This is a genomic window from Rhodococcus sp. NPDC057529, from assembly GCF_042802055.1.
Lineage (GTDB): Bacteria > Actinomycetota > Actinomycetes > Mycobacteriales > Mycobacteriaceae > Rhodococcus_F.
On record NZ_JBHVEY010000002.1, the window covers coordinates 605831 to 621361 of the forward strand.

A 15531-nucleotide genomic window follows, 5' to 3' on the forward strand; every position below is an offset into this window, starting at 1 on the left:
TCCGTGTTGTGGAAGAGGCTGTGCTGGAGGGGATCACCGCTTCATCGGGCGATCTGACGGCTACTTCGCGGTGCGCTTGGCGGCCGCCGACACGACCCGGTGCTTGTCGACGGTGATCGCGTCGATGAAGTCGTCGCACACGGCCCGCATCCGCGTCGGCGTCATCAGGGTGGAACCGGTGAGCACCTGTATCGCGAGGCCGTCGAGCAGGCCGAGGAGCATGTCGGTGGCGGCCCCGGGATCGTCGACCCGGAGGGCGCCCTGCTCCACGCCCGCCTCGACCGTCTCGCGGACGACCCCGCGCCATTCTCCGTACACCGTGTCGTTGAGTTCCTGGAGTTCGACGTTGCCGAGTGCGGACGCCCACAATTCCACCCACACCCGCCACGCCGTGATCGTCTCCGGCCCGGCGGGAAGATACGACTCGACGAGCCGGTGCAGCCGCACGAGCGGGACGTCGCTCTTCTCCATGATCCACCGCCGGCGTTCCAGCGAATGCTCGAAGTTGAACTGGAACGCCGCATGCAGCAGCGCATCCTTCGAATCGAAGTAGTAATGAATCGTGCCGTTGCTCACCCCGGCCCTCGCCGCGACGTCGGCGATCCGGACGGCGCGGAAGCCGAGTTCGGCGATGGCCTCGCACGTCGCCTGCAGGATCTGTTCTCGACGTTCCGCTTCAACGCTGGGGCGTGGCATCGCGCTCTCAACTCCTTGGATGTGACTTCTCGTCTACCGAAACCGTAGCCGAGAGCCCGGCCGAACCAGCGTAGCCGTCACTCCGGCTGCGTCGCCCTGCTGTTCTCGCGGATGTGCAGGAGGGTGGGGCGGTCCGCGTCGAAGGCGGCGGTGATCGCGTCGGTCAGCGCTCCGGGAGACTCGACGGACCGTCCGTGACATCCCATCGCCCGCGCCACCGCGGGGAAGTCGATGCCGCCGAGCGCGACCGAGTGGACGGTGTCGCCGCGGTCGGCCATCTCGTTGCGGATCTCCCCGTAGCCGCCGTTGTCGACGACCACGATCGGCAGCGGCAGCCGGAGGTGCGCGGCGGTCGCGAGTTCGGGGAGCGTGAACATCACCCCGCCGTCGCCGAGGATCGCCAGGACCCGTGCGTCCGGGTCGGCCACGGCTGCGCCGATCGCCGCAGGCAGACCGTATCCGAGCGTCCCCTGACCCGTCGGGTACAGGAATCCGCCGGGGCGGTGCACCGCGAGATTCGACAGCGCACCGTAGTAGCAGGCCATGGTGCTGTCCCCGGCGATCACCGTGGATTCGTCGACGACCGGCGCGATCGCTGCCATCATCTCCAGCCACGGGGCACCCTCGGCGGCGGCGTCGGCCCGCAATTCACGTCGGAGCGACGCGGCGCGGTCGTGGGCGCCGGAATCCTCCCGCACCGTGGTGGCGTCGAGCAGTTGCGCGACCACGGTCCCGGCATCTCCCAGCAGGCGGACGGCGGGATCGGCGTTCGTGGTCATCGACGCCGGATCGACGTCGACGCGAATCAGCTTGTGGTCCAGTTCCACCGGGCCGTACCAGAAGTCGGACGGTGCGAACTCGGTGCCGATCGCCACGACGCAATCGGCCGCCTCGAGCGTGGCCCGGACCGCGGGATGGTGAACGCCGGCTCCCACCGACAGCGGGTGGTCCTCGTCGAGTACTCCTTTCCCGTTGGTCGTCGTGAGCACGGGGGCGGACAGACGTTCGGCGAGGGCGCGGACCTGCGGGGCCGCCGACCGGGCGCCGCCGCCCACGACCAGCACGGGAGACTGTGCGGCGGTGAGACGGCGGGTCGCCTCCGTCACCGCGTGCGGGGGAGCGGCGAGCGGAGCAGCGTCCACCGGGGCCACGATCCGGACGTCCGCTTCCGCGTCGAGGATGTCGACGGGGATCTCGATGTGCACCGGCCGGGGCCGGCCCGAGGTCATGGCGGCGAAGGCGTACGCGATCGCGCGGGGGATCTCGGCGAGGCTGGTCACCCGGTGGCTGTAGGCCACGATCGCCTCGAGCGCCGCCTGCTGATTCTTCACCTCGTGGAGGTAGCCGTTTCCCCGCCCCGGGTGGGTGAGCGGCAGTGCCGGCGAGATGAACAGCACCGGGATCGAATCCGACCACGCCTGCGCCGCCGCGGCGGCGGCATTGAGAATGGCGGGGCCGGTCGTGGTCAGGCACACGCCGGGTCTGCCTGTGACGCGCGCATAGCCGTCGGCGGCGTAACCGGCCCCCTGCTCGTGCCGCGTCAGGACGGAGCGGATCGGCGAGTCGGCCAAGGCGGCGTAGACGGCGAGGTTGTGGGTGCCCGGAATGCCGAAGACCGTGTCGACTCCGTGTGCGGCGAGGGCCGCGACGAGTGCCCGGCCGCCGTTCTGGCTTGTCATCGATGCCCTCCCATGGGCTGTGCAGTGTTCGTGTGCGGATGGTGCGCGGGTGCGCGGCGACGGTGTGTCCGCCGCCGCGCACCCACGTCGCTCAGTCCAGGTTCCGGGAAATGACGAGCTTCATGATGTCGGACGTGCCTTCCTCGATCTCCTCCAGTTTGACGTCGCGCATCCACTGCTCGACGGGGTACTCGCGGGAATACCCCCACCCGCCGAGCGTCTGCACCGCAGCGTGCGTGACGAACATGGCGGTCTCGGACGCCGTCAGTTTCGCCATGGCGGCGATGCCCCGGGCGTTTCCGCCGCTGTCGATGATGCGGGCGGCGTGATGGACCAGGAGCCGGGCGGATTCGATCCGCGTCGCCATGTCCGCAAGCCGGAACGCGACCGCCTGGTGCTCGATGATCGGCACCCCGAACTGCTTGCGCGTCTTGGCGTAGTCGAGGGCGTACTCGTAGGCGGCGCGGGCGGCGCCGACGGCGGCCGCCCCGAGCACGACACGGGAGATGTCGAACGTGCCCATCAGGCCGTAGAAGCCCTGCCCTTCGGCGCCGAGACGATTCTCCTCGGGGACGAACACGTTGTCGAAGAAGATCTCCCGGCACACGATGGCGCGCTGCCCCATCTTCTTCATCGGCTCACCGAACGTCATTCCCTCGGCGCCCTTCTCGATCAGGAACGCGGACACGCCGCCGGACCGCTGGGTGCGGTCGGTCTTCGCGAACACGACGTAGAACTGGGCGGCACCCGCATTCGAGATCCACGCCTTCTGCCCGTTGAGGCGGTAGCCGCCGTCGATGCGCTCCGCGGTGGTGACGATCGATGCCGCATCCGAACCGGATCCCGGTTCGGTGGTGGCCAGCGAGGTCATCGGGGCGTTCGGTCCGGTGAGGGGGCCGAGCCACTGCTTCTTCTGCTCCTCGGTGCCGAGGACCATGATCGGGTCGGAGAAGAAGCCGTTGGAGCACACGAGGTTCCCGATGCCGGGATCGCCCCAGCACAGTTCCTCCTGCACCAGGCACTGGGTGAAGACGTCGCCCATGCCGCCTCCGCCGAAGTCCTCGGGGATCATGAAGTCGGTGATGCCCACCGCGGCGGCCTTGGCGAAGATGTCGACGGGTGTCACGACATCCGCCTCGTCGACCTCCCGGCCGCGGGGCCGGATCTCCTTCTGCGCGAAGTCGCGGCACAGCTCGACGATCTGCTTCTGCTCGTCGGTCAGGGGCCAGGCGGGGATGTTGGTGGTGGTCATATGCTGTTCCTTCGCTTCCAATGCGGTTGTGCCGGTGCGGGACTGTGGTGTGCGGGTGGTGCCGTGCGGGTGCGTCGGGTCAGCGCTGCACCGCCGTCAGTTCGGTGAACTCCTCGACGCCGAACCGGCCGAGTTCCCGGCCGAGGCCGGACGATTTCCAGCCCCCGAACGGGGCCTCGGGGTTGAACGGGGCGCCGTTGACGTCGACCTGACCGGTGTCCATCCGCGCCGCGACGCCCAGTGCCCGGTCCGGGTCGGCCGACCACACGGCGCCGCCGAGCCCGTAGTCGCTGTCGTTGGCGAGCCGGACCGCGTCGTCGTCGCCGTCGTGGGGGAGGACGACCAGCACGGGTCCGAAGATCTCCTCCCGCACGATCGGGTCGCGCGGCCCGACGTCGGCGAGCACGGTCGGCCGCAGGTAGTGGCCGGTCTCGAGGTCGGCTGGCACGCCGGTACCTCCCGCGGCCAGGCGCGCCCCGCCGGCGACCGCCGCGTCGACGGACTCCGCGATCGATCGCCGCTGCGCAGCCGAGATCACCGGCCCGAGTTGCGTCGAGCGGTCCCGGGGATCGCCCACCCGCAACGCGCCGGCATGGTCGGCGGCGAGTGCGACCGCCTCCTCGTAGCATGCACGCGGCACGAGCAGACGAGTCCACGCGCTGCACGTCTGACCCGAGTTGAGCATGGCCGCGTCGACGGTCGCGGTGACCGCTTCCGGGAGCGGGGCATCGCCCAGCACCACGGACGCCGACTTGCCGCCGAGTTCGAGGCACGCCCGTGTCAGGGATTCCGCGGCGGAGTGGGCGACGGCCCTGCCGACAGCGGTCGAGCCGGTGAACGACACCACGTCGACACCGGGATGCGCGGCAAGCGCGGCTCCCACCGTGCGGCCGCGGCCCGGCACCAGGTTCACGACCCCCGGCGGAAGTCCGGCGTCGAGTACGGCGTCAGCGAACAGATACGTGGACAGCGGGGTGAGTTCGGCCGGTTTCACGACGGTGGTGCAGCCCGCCGCGAGAGCAGCGCCCACCTTGGCCACGAGCTGGTAGAAGGGATAGTTCCACGGGGTGATGCACGCGACGACACCCGCGGGGCGCCGCAACAGCAGCGTCCGGCCCAACCGTTCCTGGAACGGAAGGTCCCTGGCGAGCCGGGCATACGACGCGAGGATCTCGATACCGAGGTCGATGTGCGCTTCCTCGGCCACAGTGACGGAGGCACCCACTTCGGCGACGGTGGTGTCGACGAGGAGTTGCCTCCGCGCGCGCAGTCGGTCGCACAGCTCTTCCAGGAGCTTCGCGCGATCCTCGGGAGTGCGTGCACCCCAGACTGTTCCAGCGGCGCGTGCCGCCGCGACGGCTGCGTCGACGTGATCGACACCGGCCGACGCGGACCGGCCGATCACCGACTCGGTGGCCGGGTCGTGCACCAGCGTGTACTCGGTGACGGGAATCCAGTTCCCGCCGACGAGGATCGAGTCGCGGTCCCAGGTGGTGTGCATCGTGGTGGTCATCGGGCCGCCGCTCGCGAATCCGTGTACACGGACTTGCCGAGCCAGTGGCCGCCGTCGGTGCCGACGGCGACGCGGCCGCGGAATTCGTCGACAGTGTTCGGGACGAGGCCGGGGGAGCGGGTCTCGGTCATCGCAGTGTTCTCCTGTGCTGTCGCAGGATGTGGACTCACGGGGCAGGGGCCGGTTCGGCGGCCACGACGAGCGCGTCGACGGTGAGCGCGCCGTCCGGGGCGACGCGGACCGGATTCAACTCGATCTCGGCGATGTCGGTCCGTTCCGTGATCAACCGGGACACCCGCGTGATCACGCCGACCAGGCTGTCGACGGATGCCGCGGGGCGTCCCCGCCAGCCGCGCAGAAGCGGCATGCAGCGGAGGCGTTCGAGCATCGCGAGGGCACTCTCGGGTCCGACGGGTGCCACTTCCAGGGCGATGTCCTGCAACACTTCGGTTTCGGTGCCGCCTGCCCCCACCACGATCACCGGGCCGAGGTCGGGATCACGGCGTGCGCCGACGAGGATCTCCACGGTTCCCGACCGGGTGTCCTGCTCCTCGAGCACGTAGTCGCCGTCGCCGAGCCGGGCATGCATGTCGTCGAAACTGCGCACCAGGTGCTGGGTGCCGGCGATGCCGACCGCAACCCCTCCGGCCTCGCTCTTGTGCTCGAGCCAGCTCGCCTTGAGGACCCACGGTGCCCGCAGGCGGCCGGCCAGTTCGACGGCCTCCTCCCGGGTGCGGACGACCCCGCCGTCCGGGAAGTCGACGCCCAGTTCGGCGAGGAGTTCCCGCGCCGCCCAGTAGCCGGGTCGGAGCGGTCCCTGCGGAACAGTCTCGGAGGGGGCCTGATTCGGTGGAACCGGCGGTCGCAGGCGGGACAGTCCGGCCAGCGCGCGACTCGCGGAATCGATCGTGTCGAACACGGGTACGCCGTGCCGCCACAGTACCTGTGCCGTGCTCGATTCCGGGGCCATGGTGTGGACGACGACGGGTTTGCCCGTCTCCGCGGACGCCCGCCCGATCCGTTCCGCGACGGCCGCTTCGCGTTCGGCGAGCGCGGGTGCGTCCCGGGCGTAGCAGCCGAAGTAGCCGGTGAGCACCACGGCGTCCGACTCGTCGGCAGAAAGGAGACATTCGACGACGTCCGCGTAACTTCCCAGGTCCTGTTCCCCGGCCCCGGCGAGATCCACCGGATTGCTGCTGGCGGCACCGGACGGCAGCCGCCCGGCAAGGGATTCGGTGAGCGCCGGCGAGAGTCCGGGGACGGTCAGCGTGTTCGTGCTCGTCACGTCCGCGGCGACGGCGCACTGCCCGCCGCTGTCGCCGACGATGGCGACGCGGTCGCCTGCCGGGACGGTGGTGGCCAGGAATGCCCTTGCGACGGTGACCAGTTCGTCAGGGGTGCTCACGCGGAGCACGCCCGCCGCCCGGCAGGCGGCGTCGACGACGTCCAGGGCGGAGGTGAGTGAGCCCGTGTGGGACCGGGCCAGTCGCGTGCTCGCGGCACTGGCGCCGACCGTCAGCAGCAGGGTCGGCTTTCCGGTGTCGCGCAGGGCACGCAACGTCCGGAACAGGGATTCACCGTCGCGGAAACTTTCGAGGTACAGGGCGATCACGCGCGTCGGGTCGTGGTTGCCGAGGTCGGCGAGCAGTTCGGCGGCAGTGACGTCGGACTGGTTCCCGATGGAGACGAACCGGGACACACCCACGCCGTGCCGGGCGCCGAGTGCGGCGAGTTCGGAGCCGAGTTGTCCGCTCTGCGAGATGATCGCGAGCGGCCCGGGTGTGAACCGTCCCCATGCCAGCGAGAGGTCGGTGGCGCTGTCGTAGATGCCGAGACTGTTGGTGCCGACGAGTCGCGCTCCGGCACTGCGGATCCGGCTCGCGAGTTCGGCTTCGTCGGTGACGCCGGCAGTGACGCCGAGGAATCCGCGGACGCCGAGAGCGAGGGCCTCGTCCACCACGTCCGAGACGAACGGCGCGGGCACGCAGAGCGCGACGAGGTCTGGGACGTCGGGCAGGGCCGACAGAGTGGGATGGCATGCGTGGTCCAGGAGGGTGTCGGTTCTCCTGTTGACCAGATGGACCCGGCGGCGGTGCTCGCCGGTCAGGGCGCCGCTCGCCAGCCAGTAACCCCACTTCGCGGGGTCGGCGGAGGCGCCGACGACGGCTACCGAGGCAGGGTCGGAGAACGCGCTCAGTTGTGTGACGGACTCGGCCACCACAGTGGTCATAGGGGATTCTCCTCGATCTCACGTTGCTGCCGATCGGAAAATAGATAACTGGCTCATCAGTCAATTTAGATTGTGGCGGCACTCACAGGGGCTGTCAACCCGCCTTCCTGACGTCGCTCGGGGCGTGATGCGCTCTTGACATCGGGTGTGATCGCCCTCACGATGATTCATAACTGGCCCACCAGCCAACTATTCGACACTCTCTGTCCTGTCATCCGCGAGGAGCATTCATGAAGACTGTGCACGATGGATCGACCACGGAGGACACGATGACGTCCTCGGCGGAAACCAACGCCGAGGCCGGTCAACTGCCGCGCGGAATCCTCCCGACGTGGGCAGTGTTCGGCGTCTCGCTCGGCATTCTGGCGCCCGCGTCGACGCTGGCCCTCGCCATCGGTGTCGTCGTCACCATCGCCGGCAACCTCAGCTGGATCACGTGGGCCGTGACCTCGGTACTGGTCCTCGGATTCGCCGGGGGCATCGGCTGGCTGGCCAAACGCTTCACCACCACCGGAGGGACGTATGGACTCGCGGCCCGCGCGGCAGGCAAACCGGCCGGATTCTTCGTCATGGTCACCCACCTCGCGTCGTCACTCGTCGCGGGACCCGCGTGCGTGATCGGCTCGGCGATCTACCTCGACGCGTTCCTCCAGAAGGTGGGTCTGCCCGCGAGCACGTGGACGCTCGGCATCTGCGCCGGGGCCGTCGCGGTCGCGGTGACGGCCCTGAATCTCCGCGAGGTAAAGCTGTCCGCGAAGCTGCTCCTGGTGATCGAATTCTTCACCGTGGCGGTGATCGTGGTGCTCCTGATCGTGGTCCTCGCGAACTCCGACACCGGTCCGATCGACAGCCGGCAGTTCGACTTCCACGGCTTCAGCGCCACCGCGATCCTCGCGACCGCCGGCTTCTCCGTGTTCTCCCTCGCCGGATTCGACCACGCCGCCACGCTGGGCCGCGAGGCGCGTCATCCCAAGCGGGCCATCAGCTTCGCCGTCGTCGGCTCCGTTCTGGCCTGCGGCGTGCTCTACATCGTCGCCACCTACATCATCGTGCTCGGCTTCCGCGGGCTGCCGATCGACAACATGAACGCACCCCTCGACACCCTGGCGGAGCACAACGGCGTCGGGTGGCTCGGCTATCTGATCGACATCGGTGTCGCCGTCAGCTTCTTCGGGTCCACCCTCGGGGTCATGGCGGGCACCAGCCGGACCGTGTACACCCTGGCCCGCGACGGTCTGCTGCCCGCTCGCCTCGGCAAGGTCAGTGCCGGCCACGGAACTCCCGTCGGTGCGGTGACGACCCTCGGCGTCATCTACCTGGTGGCCGGGCTCCTCGGCGTGCTGGTGACGACGGCGGAGACGTCGTACGGTCTGCTCGGGACGTACGCCGGGTACATGCTGATCGCCGCATACGGTCTCACTGCACTGGCGGCCGGCTACTGCGCGGTCCGGTCGCGGTCGCTGCGGCTGGGTATCGGGCTCGCGACCGTGCTCGCCGCGATCGGGTCCGTGCTCGTGTACTGGTACAGCTTCAACCCGTTCCCGTCCGGAGCGCGGGGCGTGGTCGCGTGGATCTTCTTCGCGACCGCACTCGGCTACCTCGCCCTGTACTGCTACCTGCGGCTCCGCAAGCCGCTGGTCCTCGCGCGGATCGGTGAATCCGACCGGAAGACGACTCTCGAGGTCGACGCGGACGAGCGGGCCGCGGCGACGCGCTGACCCCACGTGAGTGGCGTGGTGTGCCGCCGCACGCTTTGCCGCTCACCTGCCCGGCGAACGGGACGCTCCTCGCGTCAGATCGAACGAGCGTCCCGTTCGTCGGCGTCGTGTGCGGTGAGTGCCGGGGCGACGAACTGCTCGAGCATGGTGCGTTCGTCGGTGTCGTCGATGCCCGGGACGGTGAGAAGCGAGACGATGATCCGGACGAGCCACCGAGCCTTCCGGGACGTCTCCTCTCCGGTGAACCCCGCCCGCCCCAGGAAGGCGGCGCCCAGCGACTCGATGACGTCCGACGAGTGCGCGATCTGCGCGGCGAGGCCCGAGTCGCCGAGCTGAAACCACGCGGCCAGCGCGGGGTCGGCGCGCACCAGCCGGACCGCTGCCAGCATCGCCTCCACGATCACGTCCGTCGGGCCGGCGGTCGCGGACACCTCCTCCGCGACCAGTGCGCCGATGCGCCGGGCCTCGCGGTGGACGAACGCCAGCTGCAGTGCCTGCCTGCTGTCGAAGTAGCGGTACAGCGTGGCGCGGGAACACCCGGCCGCCCGGGCGACGTCGGCCATGCCGACAGCGGTGATGCCCTTCTCGACGTACAGCTGGGCGGCGACGTCGAGGATGCGCTCGGCGGCGATCCGGGGGCGTTCGTCGCGCATCCAGTCGGCGTTCATTCGCGCACCCGAAACGGGATGCTCGTCGGGCGGCGCACGTAGTTTCCCTCGGCATAGACGACGGCGTCGATGTCGACCGTGAAATCGGGGCAGCGGGCCAGCAGTTCCTCCAGCGCGACCCGGGCCTGCATCCGGGCCGCGGCCGCGCCCAGACAGTGATGGGCGCCGTGACTGAACGTGAGAATCTGCGTCGGTCTGCGGCGCACGTCCAGCTCCTCCGAATCCGGTCCGAACCGGCGCGGGTCGCGGTTCGCGGAGCCGTACAGCAGGAACACCTTCCGGCCCTCGGGGACGACGGTGCCCTCGATCTCGACGTCGCGGGTCGCCGTGCGGGCCAGACCCTGAACGGGGGCCGTGAGCCGCAGCAGTTCCTCGACGGCGTCGCCGACGAGCTCCGGGTGGTCGATCAGGTCGCGCCGCTGATCGCGATGTTCGGTGAGCAACTGGACTGCGCCGCCGAGCATCCCGGTGGTCGTGTCGTTGCCGCCGGTGACCATCGTGAACGCGAAACCGAGGACGGAGAGCAGTCCGGCGAGATCGCCGTCGGACCCCATTCCGCTCGCGACGAGGTGCGAGACGGTGTCGTCACCGGGGTCGGTGCGCCGCCGCTCGATCAGTCCGCCGAAGTAGCCCATCAGGTCGGTGACCGCACCCGTCGCCTGCAGCGTGTCGCCCTGAGCGTTGGCCGCGACGATCGCGTCGGTCCAGCCGTCGAATTGCGTCCGGTCCTCCTCGGGGACGCCGAGGTAATGGGCGACGACCATGCTCGGCAGCGGCTTGAACAGCTCCGTCACGACGTCGCCCTCGCCGGCTTCCCGCAGGCGTTCGAGGCGTTCCACCACGAACGCCCGGACCTCCGGTTCGACGGCGGTGACCTGTCGCGGGGTGAATCCCTTCGACACGAGACGGCGGAACGCGGTGTGGTCGGGCGGATCGAGCATCACCAGCGGCGGATTGTCCTGCAGGCCGATCTTCTCGAGCTCGCCGTACGTGGTGGTGAGGCCGGCGGCGGACGAGAACGTCTCGGCGTCCCGGGCCGCCGCGTAGACGTCGGCGTGCCGGGACAACACCCAGTAGTCGTTCCCGGGTGCGTCCTCGGGGACGACGTGATGGACGGGGTCGTTTTCGCGCAGGGCGGCGTACATCTGCCACGGGGCGCGCCACGTGGGTCCGGACCTCGGCACGAACGAGACGCTCGACACATGTGCGGTCATGTATCGATGGTGAGACACATCGGTATAAGTGTCAATGGGCGGCGTGGGACGCCTAGCCGAACAGGGCGAACGCCACCACGGCGAGGATCAGCACGAGTACCGGGGTGAGAATGAGCAGCAGCCCGAGCAAACCGGGATTCTTCACCGGCCGATGGTCGATGGCGCCCTTGCTGAAACTGCTGAACGGCGACGCGTAGTACACCGGGGGCGCCGGGTGGTATCTGTTGTCGACGGTGATCTGCGCCTTGCCCTGCTCCCAGATCCACGGGACGGCGATCTCGATGTGATGCACACCGGGAGGCGCCGGAATGACGTTGTGACCCCACCGAAGCGGCACGGGAAAGCCGTTGATCCGGGCGTTGGGCGTCACCAGCATCGGGCCCATCGGCGGTTTCTTCGCGTCGATGACCAGCGCGGTGGAAGAGGAGACGGGCTGCACGAAGGGCGACGGTATCACCCTGCGGCAGCCCGGAAGATGTGGCCTACTGGCCGGCTGCGATCCGGGCCTTCTCCAGTGCCGCGAGGGTGCGGAGCACGGTGGCGCGCTGCTTCTCGAGGTCGCTGATCCGGGCGCGCGCGGCGAGGCCGGCGGGCTCGCCGATCAGATTCATCTGCGCGTCGATCGCCGAGAGCTGATCGAGCAGACCGGTGACGCGCGATTCGAGCGCGGCGACGTCGACGGCGTCGGTGCGCACCGGAGCCACCGGCGGCGTGGCCGACGTGCGGGACGCGCTCGGGCGGGACGGCGTGGTGGCCGACGACGTTCCCGAATGGGCGGTGCTGCGCGGCTCCGACACCACGCTGGCAGCCCGGGGACGGAGCGCCTTGCGCACGGCGGCCGGGTCCGGGAGTTCCGCGAGCTTCGTCTCGTTGAGGTCGCGGCGCGCGTCGCGGGCGTTGACGCGGTGCTCGCGCTCCTCGTCGTCGTCGGACTGCAACGTGCCGCCGAGCGGACGCAGACCGTACATGCCCAGGAAGCGGCGGGCCTCGTCGATGACCGTTTCCTTCTCGCGGCAAGTGCCACACCGAGGTTCGTTACGGAACATCTCGACTGCGTTGTCGTCTCCGCACCATACGCACGCCCCCGGCGACCAGCGCCGGACGTTTCGAATTGCAGCGATATCGATAGGGCCGGAGAGAGTCTGCGCGTCGATCACGACGAGCCACAGTAGGGGAATTCGCGCGTGTGAGTCACATCGCCGTAAGTACGACCTGCGGTTCTGCGGCCCAGCGTGACGAAGATCATGCCAACGCCCGGAAAATGCCGAGGAAACGCTGTGTGCCACACATGTTTTCCCGACCGGTAAGTTTTATTCTCCGGCGCCGATCACCGTGGTCAGCCAGTCGACGAGCGGGCGCATCGAACGCCAGGCCGTGCGCACTTCGTCAGCGGCGCGGGGTGTTTCGATCCAGTCGGGGGAGAGATAGCTGCGGCTGGCGGTGAGCGATTTGTGCCGCATCAGGTCGAGGCGCGGGTGGTCCTCGGCGACACCACGGGGACGCGTCTTGAGCGTGTCGCCGCCGATCTCGAACCCCGACGACCGGACCTTCTTCACGAGCCGGACGAGTTCGCGACCTTTGCGGTCGTCGTCGACGGCGTCACGGTAGCGGCCGACCTGCAGCGGGGTATGGGAGTAGAAGCCGCCCGCGACGAACAGCCCGGCGGCATCGATCTGCACGTAGTAGCCAACGCCGGGACGGGTCTCGACGAATCCGCCCTGATGGGTCTTGTAGGGCGTCTTGTCCTTCGAGAACCGGACGTCGCGGTAGGGGCGAAACACCTTGCCCGCGCCGAACTCCGATTCGAGTTCCGCCAGCAGGGCGGTCATGGGGGCGCGCACCGAGTCGTCGTAGACGGATTTGTGCGCGGTCCAGAAACTCTTGCTGTTGTCTGCCTCGAGGTCCTCGTAGAAGTCGAGCGCAGCGGTGGGGATCCCGGTGAACACACGGGCAAGGCTACGCCTGTGAGTGGTTGACGAGTCTCTGGACTCGTCAACCACTCACGGGCCCGAAGGGCCTAGGCGTTGCCGTTGAACAGCGACGTGACCGAGCCGTTCTCGAAAACTTCCTTGATGGTGCGAGCCAGCAGCGGCGCGATGGACAGCACCGTGAGGGTCGGGAACTTCTTCGACTCGTCGATCGGGAGCGTGTTGGTGACGATGACTTCCCGCGCACCACACGCGGCGAGACGCTCGGCCGCAGGGTCGGACAGGACACCGTGGGTGGCGGCGATGATCACGTCGCCCGCGCCGGCCTCCTTGAGGATCTTCACGGCGCCGGCGATGGTTCCACCGGTGTCGATCATGTCGTCGATCAGGATGCAGGTGCGGCCCTCGACGTCACCGACGACGCGGTTGGACTTCACCTGATTGGGCACCAGCGGGTCGCGCGTCTTGTGGATGAACGCCAGCGGCGCGCCACCGAGCGTGTCGGCCCACTTCTCGGCGACCCGGACGCGACCGGAGTCGGGGGAGACGACGGCGATGTTCTCGGTGCCGTAGTTTCCGCGGATGTACTCGGCGAGCTGACCCTGCGCGTGCATGTGGTCGACGGGGCCGTCGAAGAAGCCCTGGATCTGGTCGGTGTGGAGGTCGACCGTGATGATGCGGTCGGCGCCGGCCGTCTTGAGGAGGTCCGCGATCAGGCGAGCCGAGATGGGCTCACGGCCGCGGTGCTTCTTGTCCTGGCGGGCGTACGGGTAGAACGGCAGGATCGCGGTGATGCGCTTGGCCGACCCGCGCTTGAGCGCGTCGATCATGATCAGCTGTTCCATCACCCACGTGTTCAGCGGGGCGGGGTGGCTCTGCAGCACGAAGGCGTCGGAGCCTCGGACCGACTCCTCGAAACGGACGAAGATCTCGCCGTTCGCGAAGTCACGGGCAGTCTGCGGGGTGACCCGCACGTCGAGTTCCTTCGCGACCTGTTCGGCCAGCTCCGGATGCGCGCGACCAGAAAAGAGCATGAGGTTCTTCTGGTTGTCGATCCAATTCGCGGTCACTGCTCTATGCCATCCTTTAAATCTTGCTTCTCGGTTTCGTGCAGATCTGAACTGTGGTGCGGTCCCGCGGCGGACGCCGCCTCGGCGGCGGCGGTACCGGGCCGATTTCGTTGCACCCAGCCGTCAATATTGCGCTGCTTGCCTCCGGAGACCGCGAGTGCCCCCGGCGGTACGTCGAAACGCAGCACCGTGCCGGCGCCGGTGTAAGCACCGTCACCGACCTGTACCGGAGCGACGAACATGGTGTCCGATCCGGTCCGGACGTGTGACCCCACCACCGTACGGCTCTTGGAGACGCCGTCGTAATTGACGAACACGCTCGACGCACCGATGTTGCTGTACTCGCCGATCGTGGCGTCGCCCACGTAGGTCAGGTGAGGAACTTTGGAGTGCGCCCCGATATCGGCGTTCTTCGTCTCGACGAACGCGCCGAGTTTGCCGGACGCACCGAGGACGGTGCCGGGACGCAGATAGGTGAACGGCCCGACGGTGGCGCCTGCGCCGATCGTCGATTCCGAGCCGTGGGTACGCACCACGCTGGCGCCTTCGCCCACCGACACGTCGGTGAGGGTGGTGTCGGGCCCGATGACGGCATCCTCACCCACGGAGGTGGTGCCGAGCAGTTGCACACCGGGATGGATGGTGACGTCGCGGGCCAGCGTGACGCCGACGTCGATCCAGGTGCTCGACGGGTCGACGACGGCGACCCCGGCCCGCATCCAGTTCTCGACGGTGCGGCGGTTGAGTTCGGCGGCCAGCCTCGACAGCTGGACGCGGTCGTTGGCGCCTGCGACCTTCGCGGAGTCGGCAAGGTGGGCGGCGAAGACGGGCGCGCCGGCCTCGCGGGCGATCTTGACGACGTCGGTCAGGTACAGCTCGCCCTGCGCGTTGTTCGCGTTGAGCTGCCCGAGCGCGGTGCGCAGGAACTCCGCGTCGAACGCGTACACACCGGCGTTGACCTCGGTGATGGCCGCCTGCTCCTCGGTGGCGTCGGCCTCTTCGACGATCTCGGCGATCTCACCGTCGTGGGGCAGGCGGACGATCCGACCGTAGCCTCGGGGTTCGGGAGCTGTGAACGTCAGCACCGTCACTGCCGCGGGGGTGGGCTCGCTGCGGTGCTCGTCGACGAGAGCGTGCAGGGTGCGGCCGTCGAGGAGTGGCACGTCGGCGGCGGTGACCAGCACGGTCCCGCGGAAATCGGCGGGCAGGGCGGACAGGCCGATCTCGACGGCGTGTCCGGTGCCGTTCTGCTCTTCCTGGACGGCGACCGCGATCGGGCGGCCCAGTTCGGTCTCGAGGGCGGTAACGGCGGCGCCGACACGCTCCCTGTCGTGACCGACGACGGTGACGAGGTGCGTCGGGTCGACCTCGGCGGCGGCGTGCAGGGAATGCGCCAGCATGGTGCGCCCGCCCAGGGTGTGCAACACCTTGGGGGTCTTCGACCGCATCCGAGTTCCTGCGCCGGCGGCGAGGACGACCACGGCGGTCTGCACTGGCATGAAGCTCCCTCTGCGTCGTTCTACTCATGCTGCTGTAAGCAGCTCCACCTGCAGGAATACGCTC

General features: G+C 68.9%; 14 protein-coding genes. 1 reads left to right on the forward strand and 13 read right to left on the reverse strand.

Annotated elements, in window-relative coordinates; translation table 11 throughout:
* Positions 1-60: 60 nt before the first annotated feature.
* The 6 genes from ACFU5V_RS05890 to ACFU5V_RS05915 form a co-directional block, all read right to left on the reverse strand.
* The gene (locus ACFU5V_RS05890) at positions 61-696 is read right to left on the reverse strand and encodes a TetR/AcrR family transcriptional regulator (protein ID WP_378435090.1); all 636 of its coding nucleotides are present in this window, start codon (positions 694-696) and stop codon (positions 61-63) included.
* Between the two features lie 77 nt (positions 697-773).
* Entirely contained in the window at positions 774-2375 is a 1602-nt protein-coding gene (locus ACFU5V_RS05895) for a thiamine pyrophosphate-binding protein (RefSeq protein WP_378697530.1), read from the reverse strand.
* A 91-nt stretch (positions 2376-2466) separates the two neighbouring features.
* Positions 2467-3627: an acyl-CoA dehydrogenase family protein gene (locus tag ACFU5V_RS05900; RefSeq protein ID WP_378697532.1), complete on the reverse strand. Its 1161-nt coding sequence runs from the start codon at positions 3625-3627 to the stop codon at positions 2467-2469.
* 79 nt (positions 3628-3706) lie between these two features.
* Positions 3707-5140 carry an aldehyde dehydrogenase family protein gene (locus tag ACFU5V_RS05905; RefSeq protein WP_378697534.1) on the reverse strand — a complete coding sequence of 478 codons (1434 nt, stop codon included), beginning with the start codon at positions 5138-5140 and terminating at the stop codon, positions 3707-3709.
* Positions 5137-5271 carry a hypothetical protein gene (locus ACFU5V_RS05910; protein ID WP_378439717.1) on the reverse strand — a complete coding sequence of 45 codons (135 nt, stop codon included), beginning with the start codon at positions 5269-5271 and terminating at the stop codon, positions 5137-5139. Before ACFU5V_RS05910 ends, ACFU5V_RS05905 begins: the two co-directional genes overlap by 4 nt.
* A gap of 35 nt (positions 5272-5306) precedes the next feature.
* The gene (locus tag ACFU5V_RS05915) at positions 5307-7370 is read right to left on the reverse strand and encodes an acetate--CoA ligase family protein (RefSeq protein ID WP_378697536.1); all 2064 of its coding nucleotides are present in this window, start codon (positions 7368-7370) and stop codon (positions 5307-5309) included.
* A gap of 230 nt (positions 7371-7600) precedes the next feature.
* Between ACFU5V_RS05915 and ACFU5V_RS05920 the strand changes: the two genes are divergently transcribed.
* On the forward strand, positions 7601-9088 hold the full coding sequence (locus tag ACFU5V_RS05920) for an APC family permease (RefSeq protein WP_378439713.1): 1488 nt from the start codon (positions 7601-7603) through the stop codon (positions 9086-9088).
* Positions 9089-9162: 74 nt separating this feature from the next.
* On the opposite strand, the gene ACFU5V_RS05925 is transcribed toward ACFU5V_RS05920, so the two are convergent.
* The 7 genes from ACFU5V_RS05925 to glmU all read right to left on the reverse strand — a co-directional run bounded on the left by ACFU5V_RS05925 (position 9163) and on the right by glmU (position 15467).
* A complete protein-coding gene (locus ACFU5V_RS05925) occupies positions 9163-9756 on the reverse strand; it encodes a TetR/AcrR family transcriptional regulator (protein WP_378439711.1) in 594 nt (197 codons plus the stop codon).
* Positions 9753-10970 carry a cytochrome P450 gene (locus tag ACFU5V_RS05930; protein ID WP_378697538.1) on the reverse strand — a complete coding sequence of 406 codons (1218 nt, stop codon included), beginning with the start codon at positions 10968-10970 and terminating at the stop codon, positions 9753-9755. Before ACFU5V_RS05930 ends, ACFU5V_RS05925 begins: the two co-directional genes overlap by 4 nt.
* A gap of 52 nt (positions 10971-11022) precedes the next feature.
* Entirely contained in the window at positions 11023-11409 is a 387-nt protein-coding gene (locus tag ACFU5V_RS05935; protein WP_378439707.1) for a hypothetical protein, read from the reverse strand.
* 43 nt (positions 11410-11452) lie between these two features.
* Positions 11453-12016 (reverse strand): hypothetical protein, encoded by a 564-nt coding sequence (locus ACFU5V_RS05940; RefSeq protein WP_378439705.1) that lies wholly within the window; start codon positions 12014-12016, stop codon positions 11453-11455.
* Between the two features lie 264 nt (positions 12017-12280).
* The gene (locus tag ACFU5V_RS05945) at positions 12281-12916 is read right to left on the reverse strand and encodes a DUF2461 domain-containing protein (RefSeq protein ID WP_378439703.1); all 636 of its coding nucleotides are present in this window, start codon (positions 12914-12916) and stop codon (positions 12281-12283) included.
* Between the two features lie 71 nt (positions 12917-12987).
* A complete protein-coding gene (locus ACFU5V_RS05950; RefSeq protein WP_276135625.1) occupies positions 12988-13968 on the reverse strand; it encodes a ribose-phosphate diphosphokinase in 981 nt (326 codons plus the stop codon).
* Complete coding sequence (glmU, locus tag ACFU5V_RS05955) at positions 13965-15467, reverse strand: bifunctional UDP-N-acetylglucosamine diphosphorylase/glucosamine-1-phosphate N-acetyltransferase GlmU (RefSeq protein ID WP_378697540.1); 1503 nt, start codon at positions 15465-15467, stop codon at positions 13965-13967. Before glmU ends, ACFU5V_RS05950 begins: the two co-directional genes overlap by 4 nt.
* Positions 15468-15531: the final 64 nt, after the last annotated feature.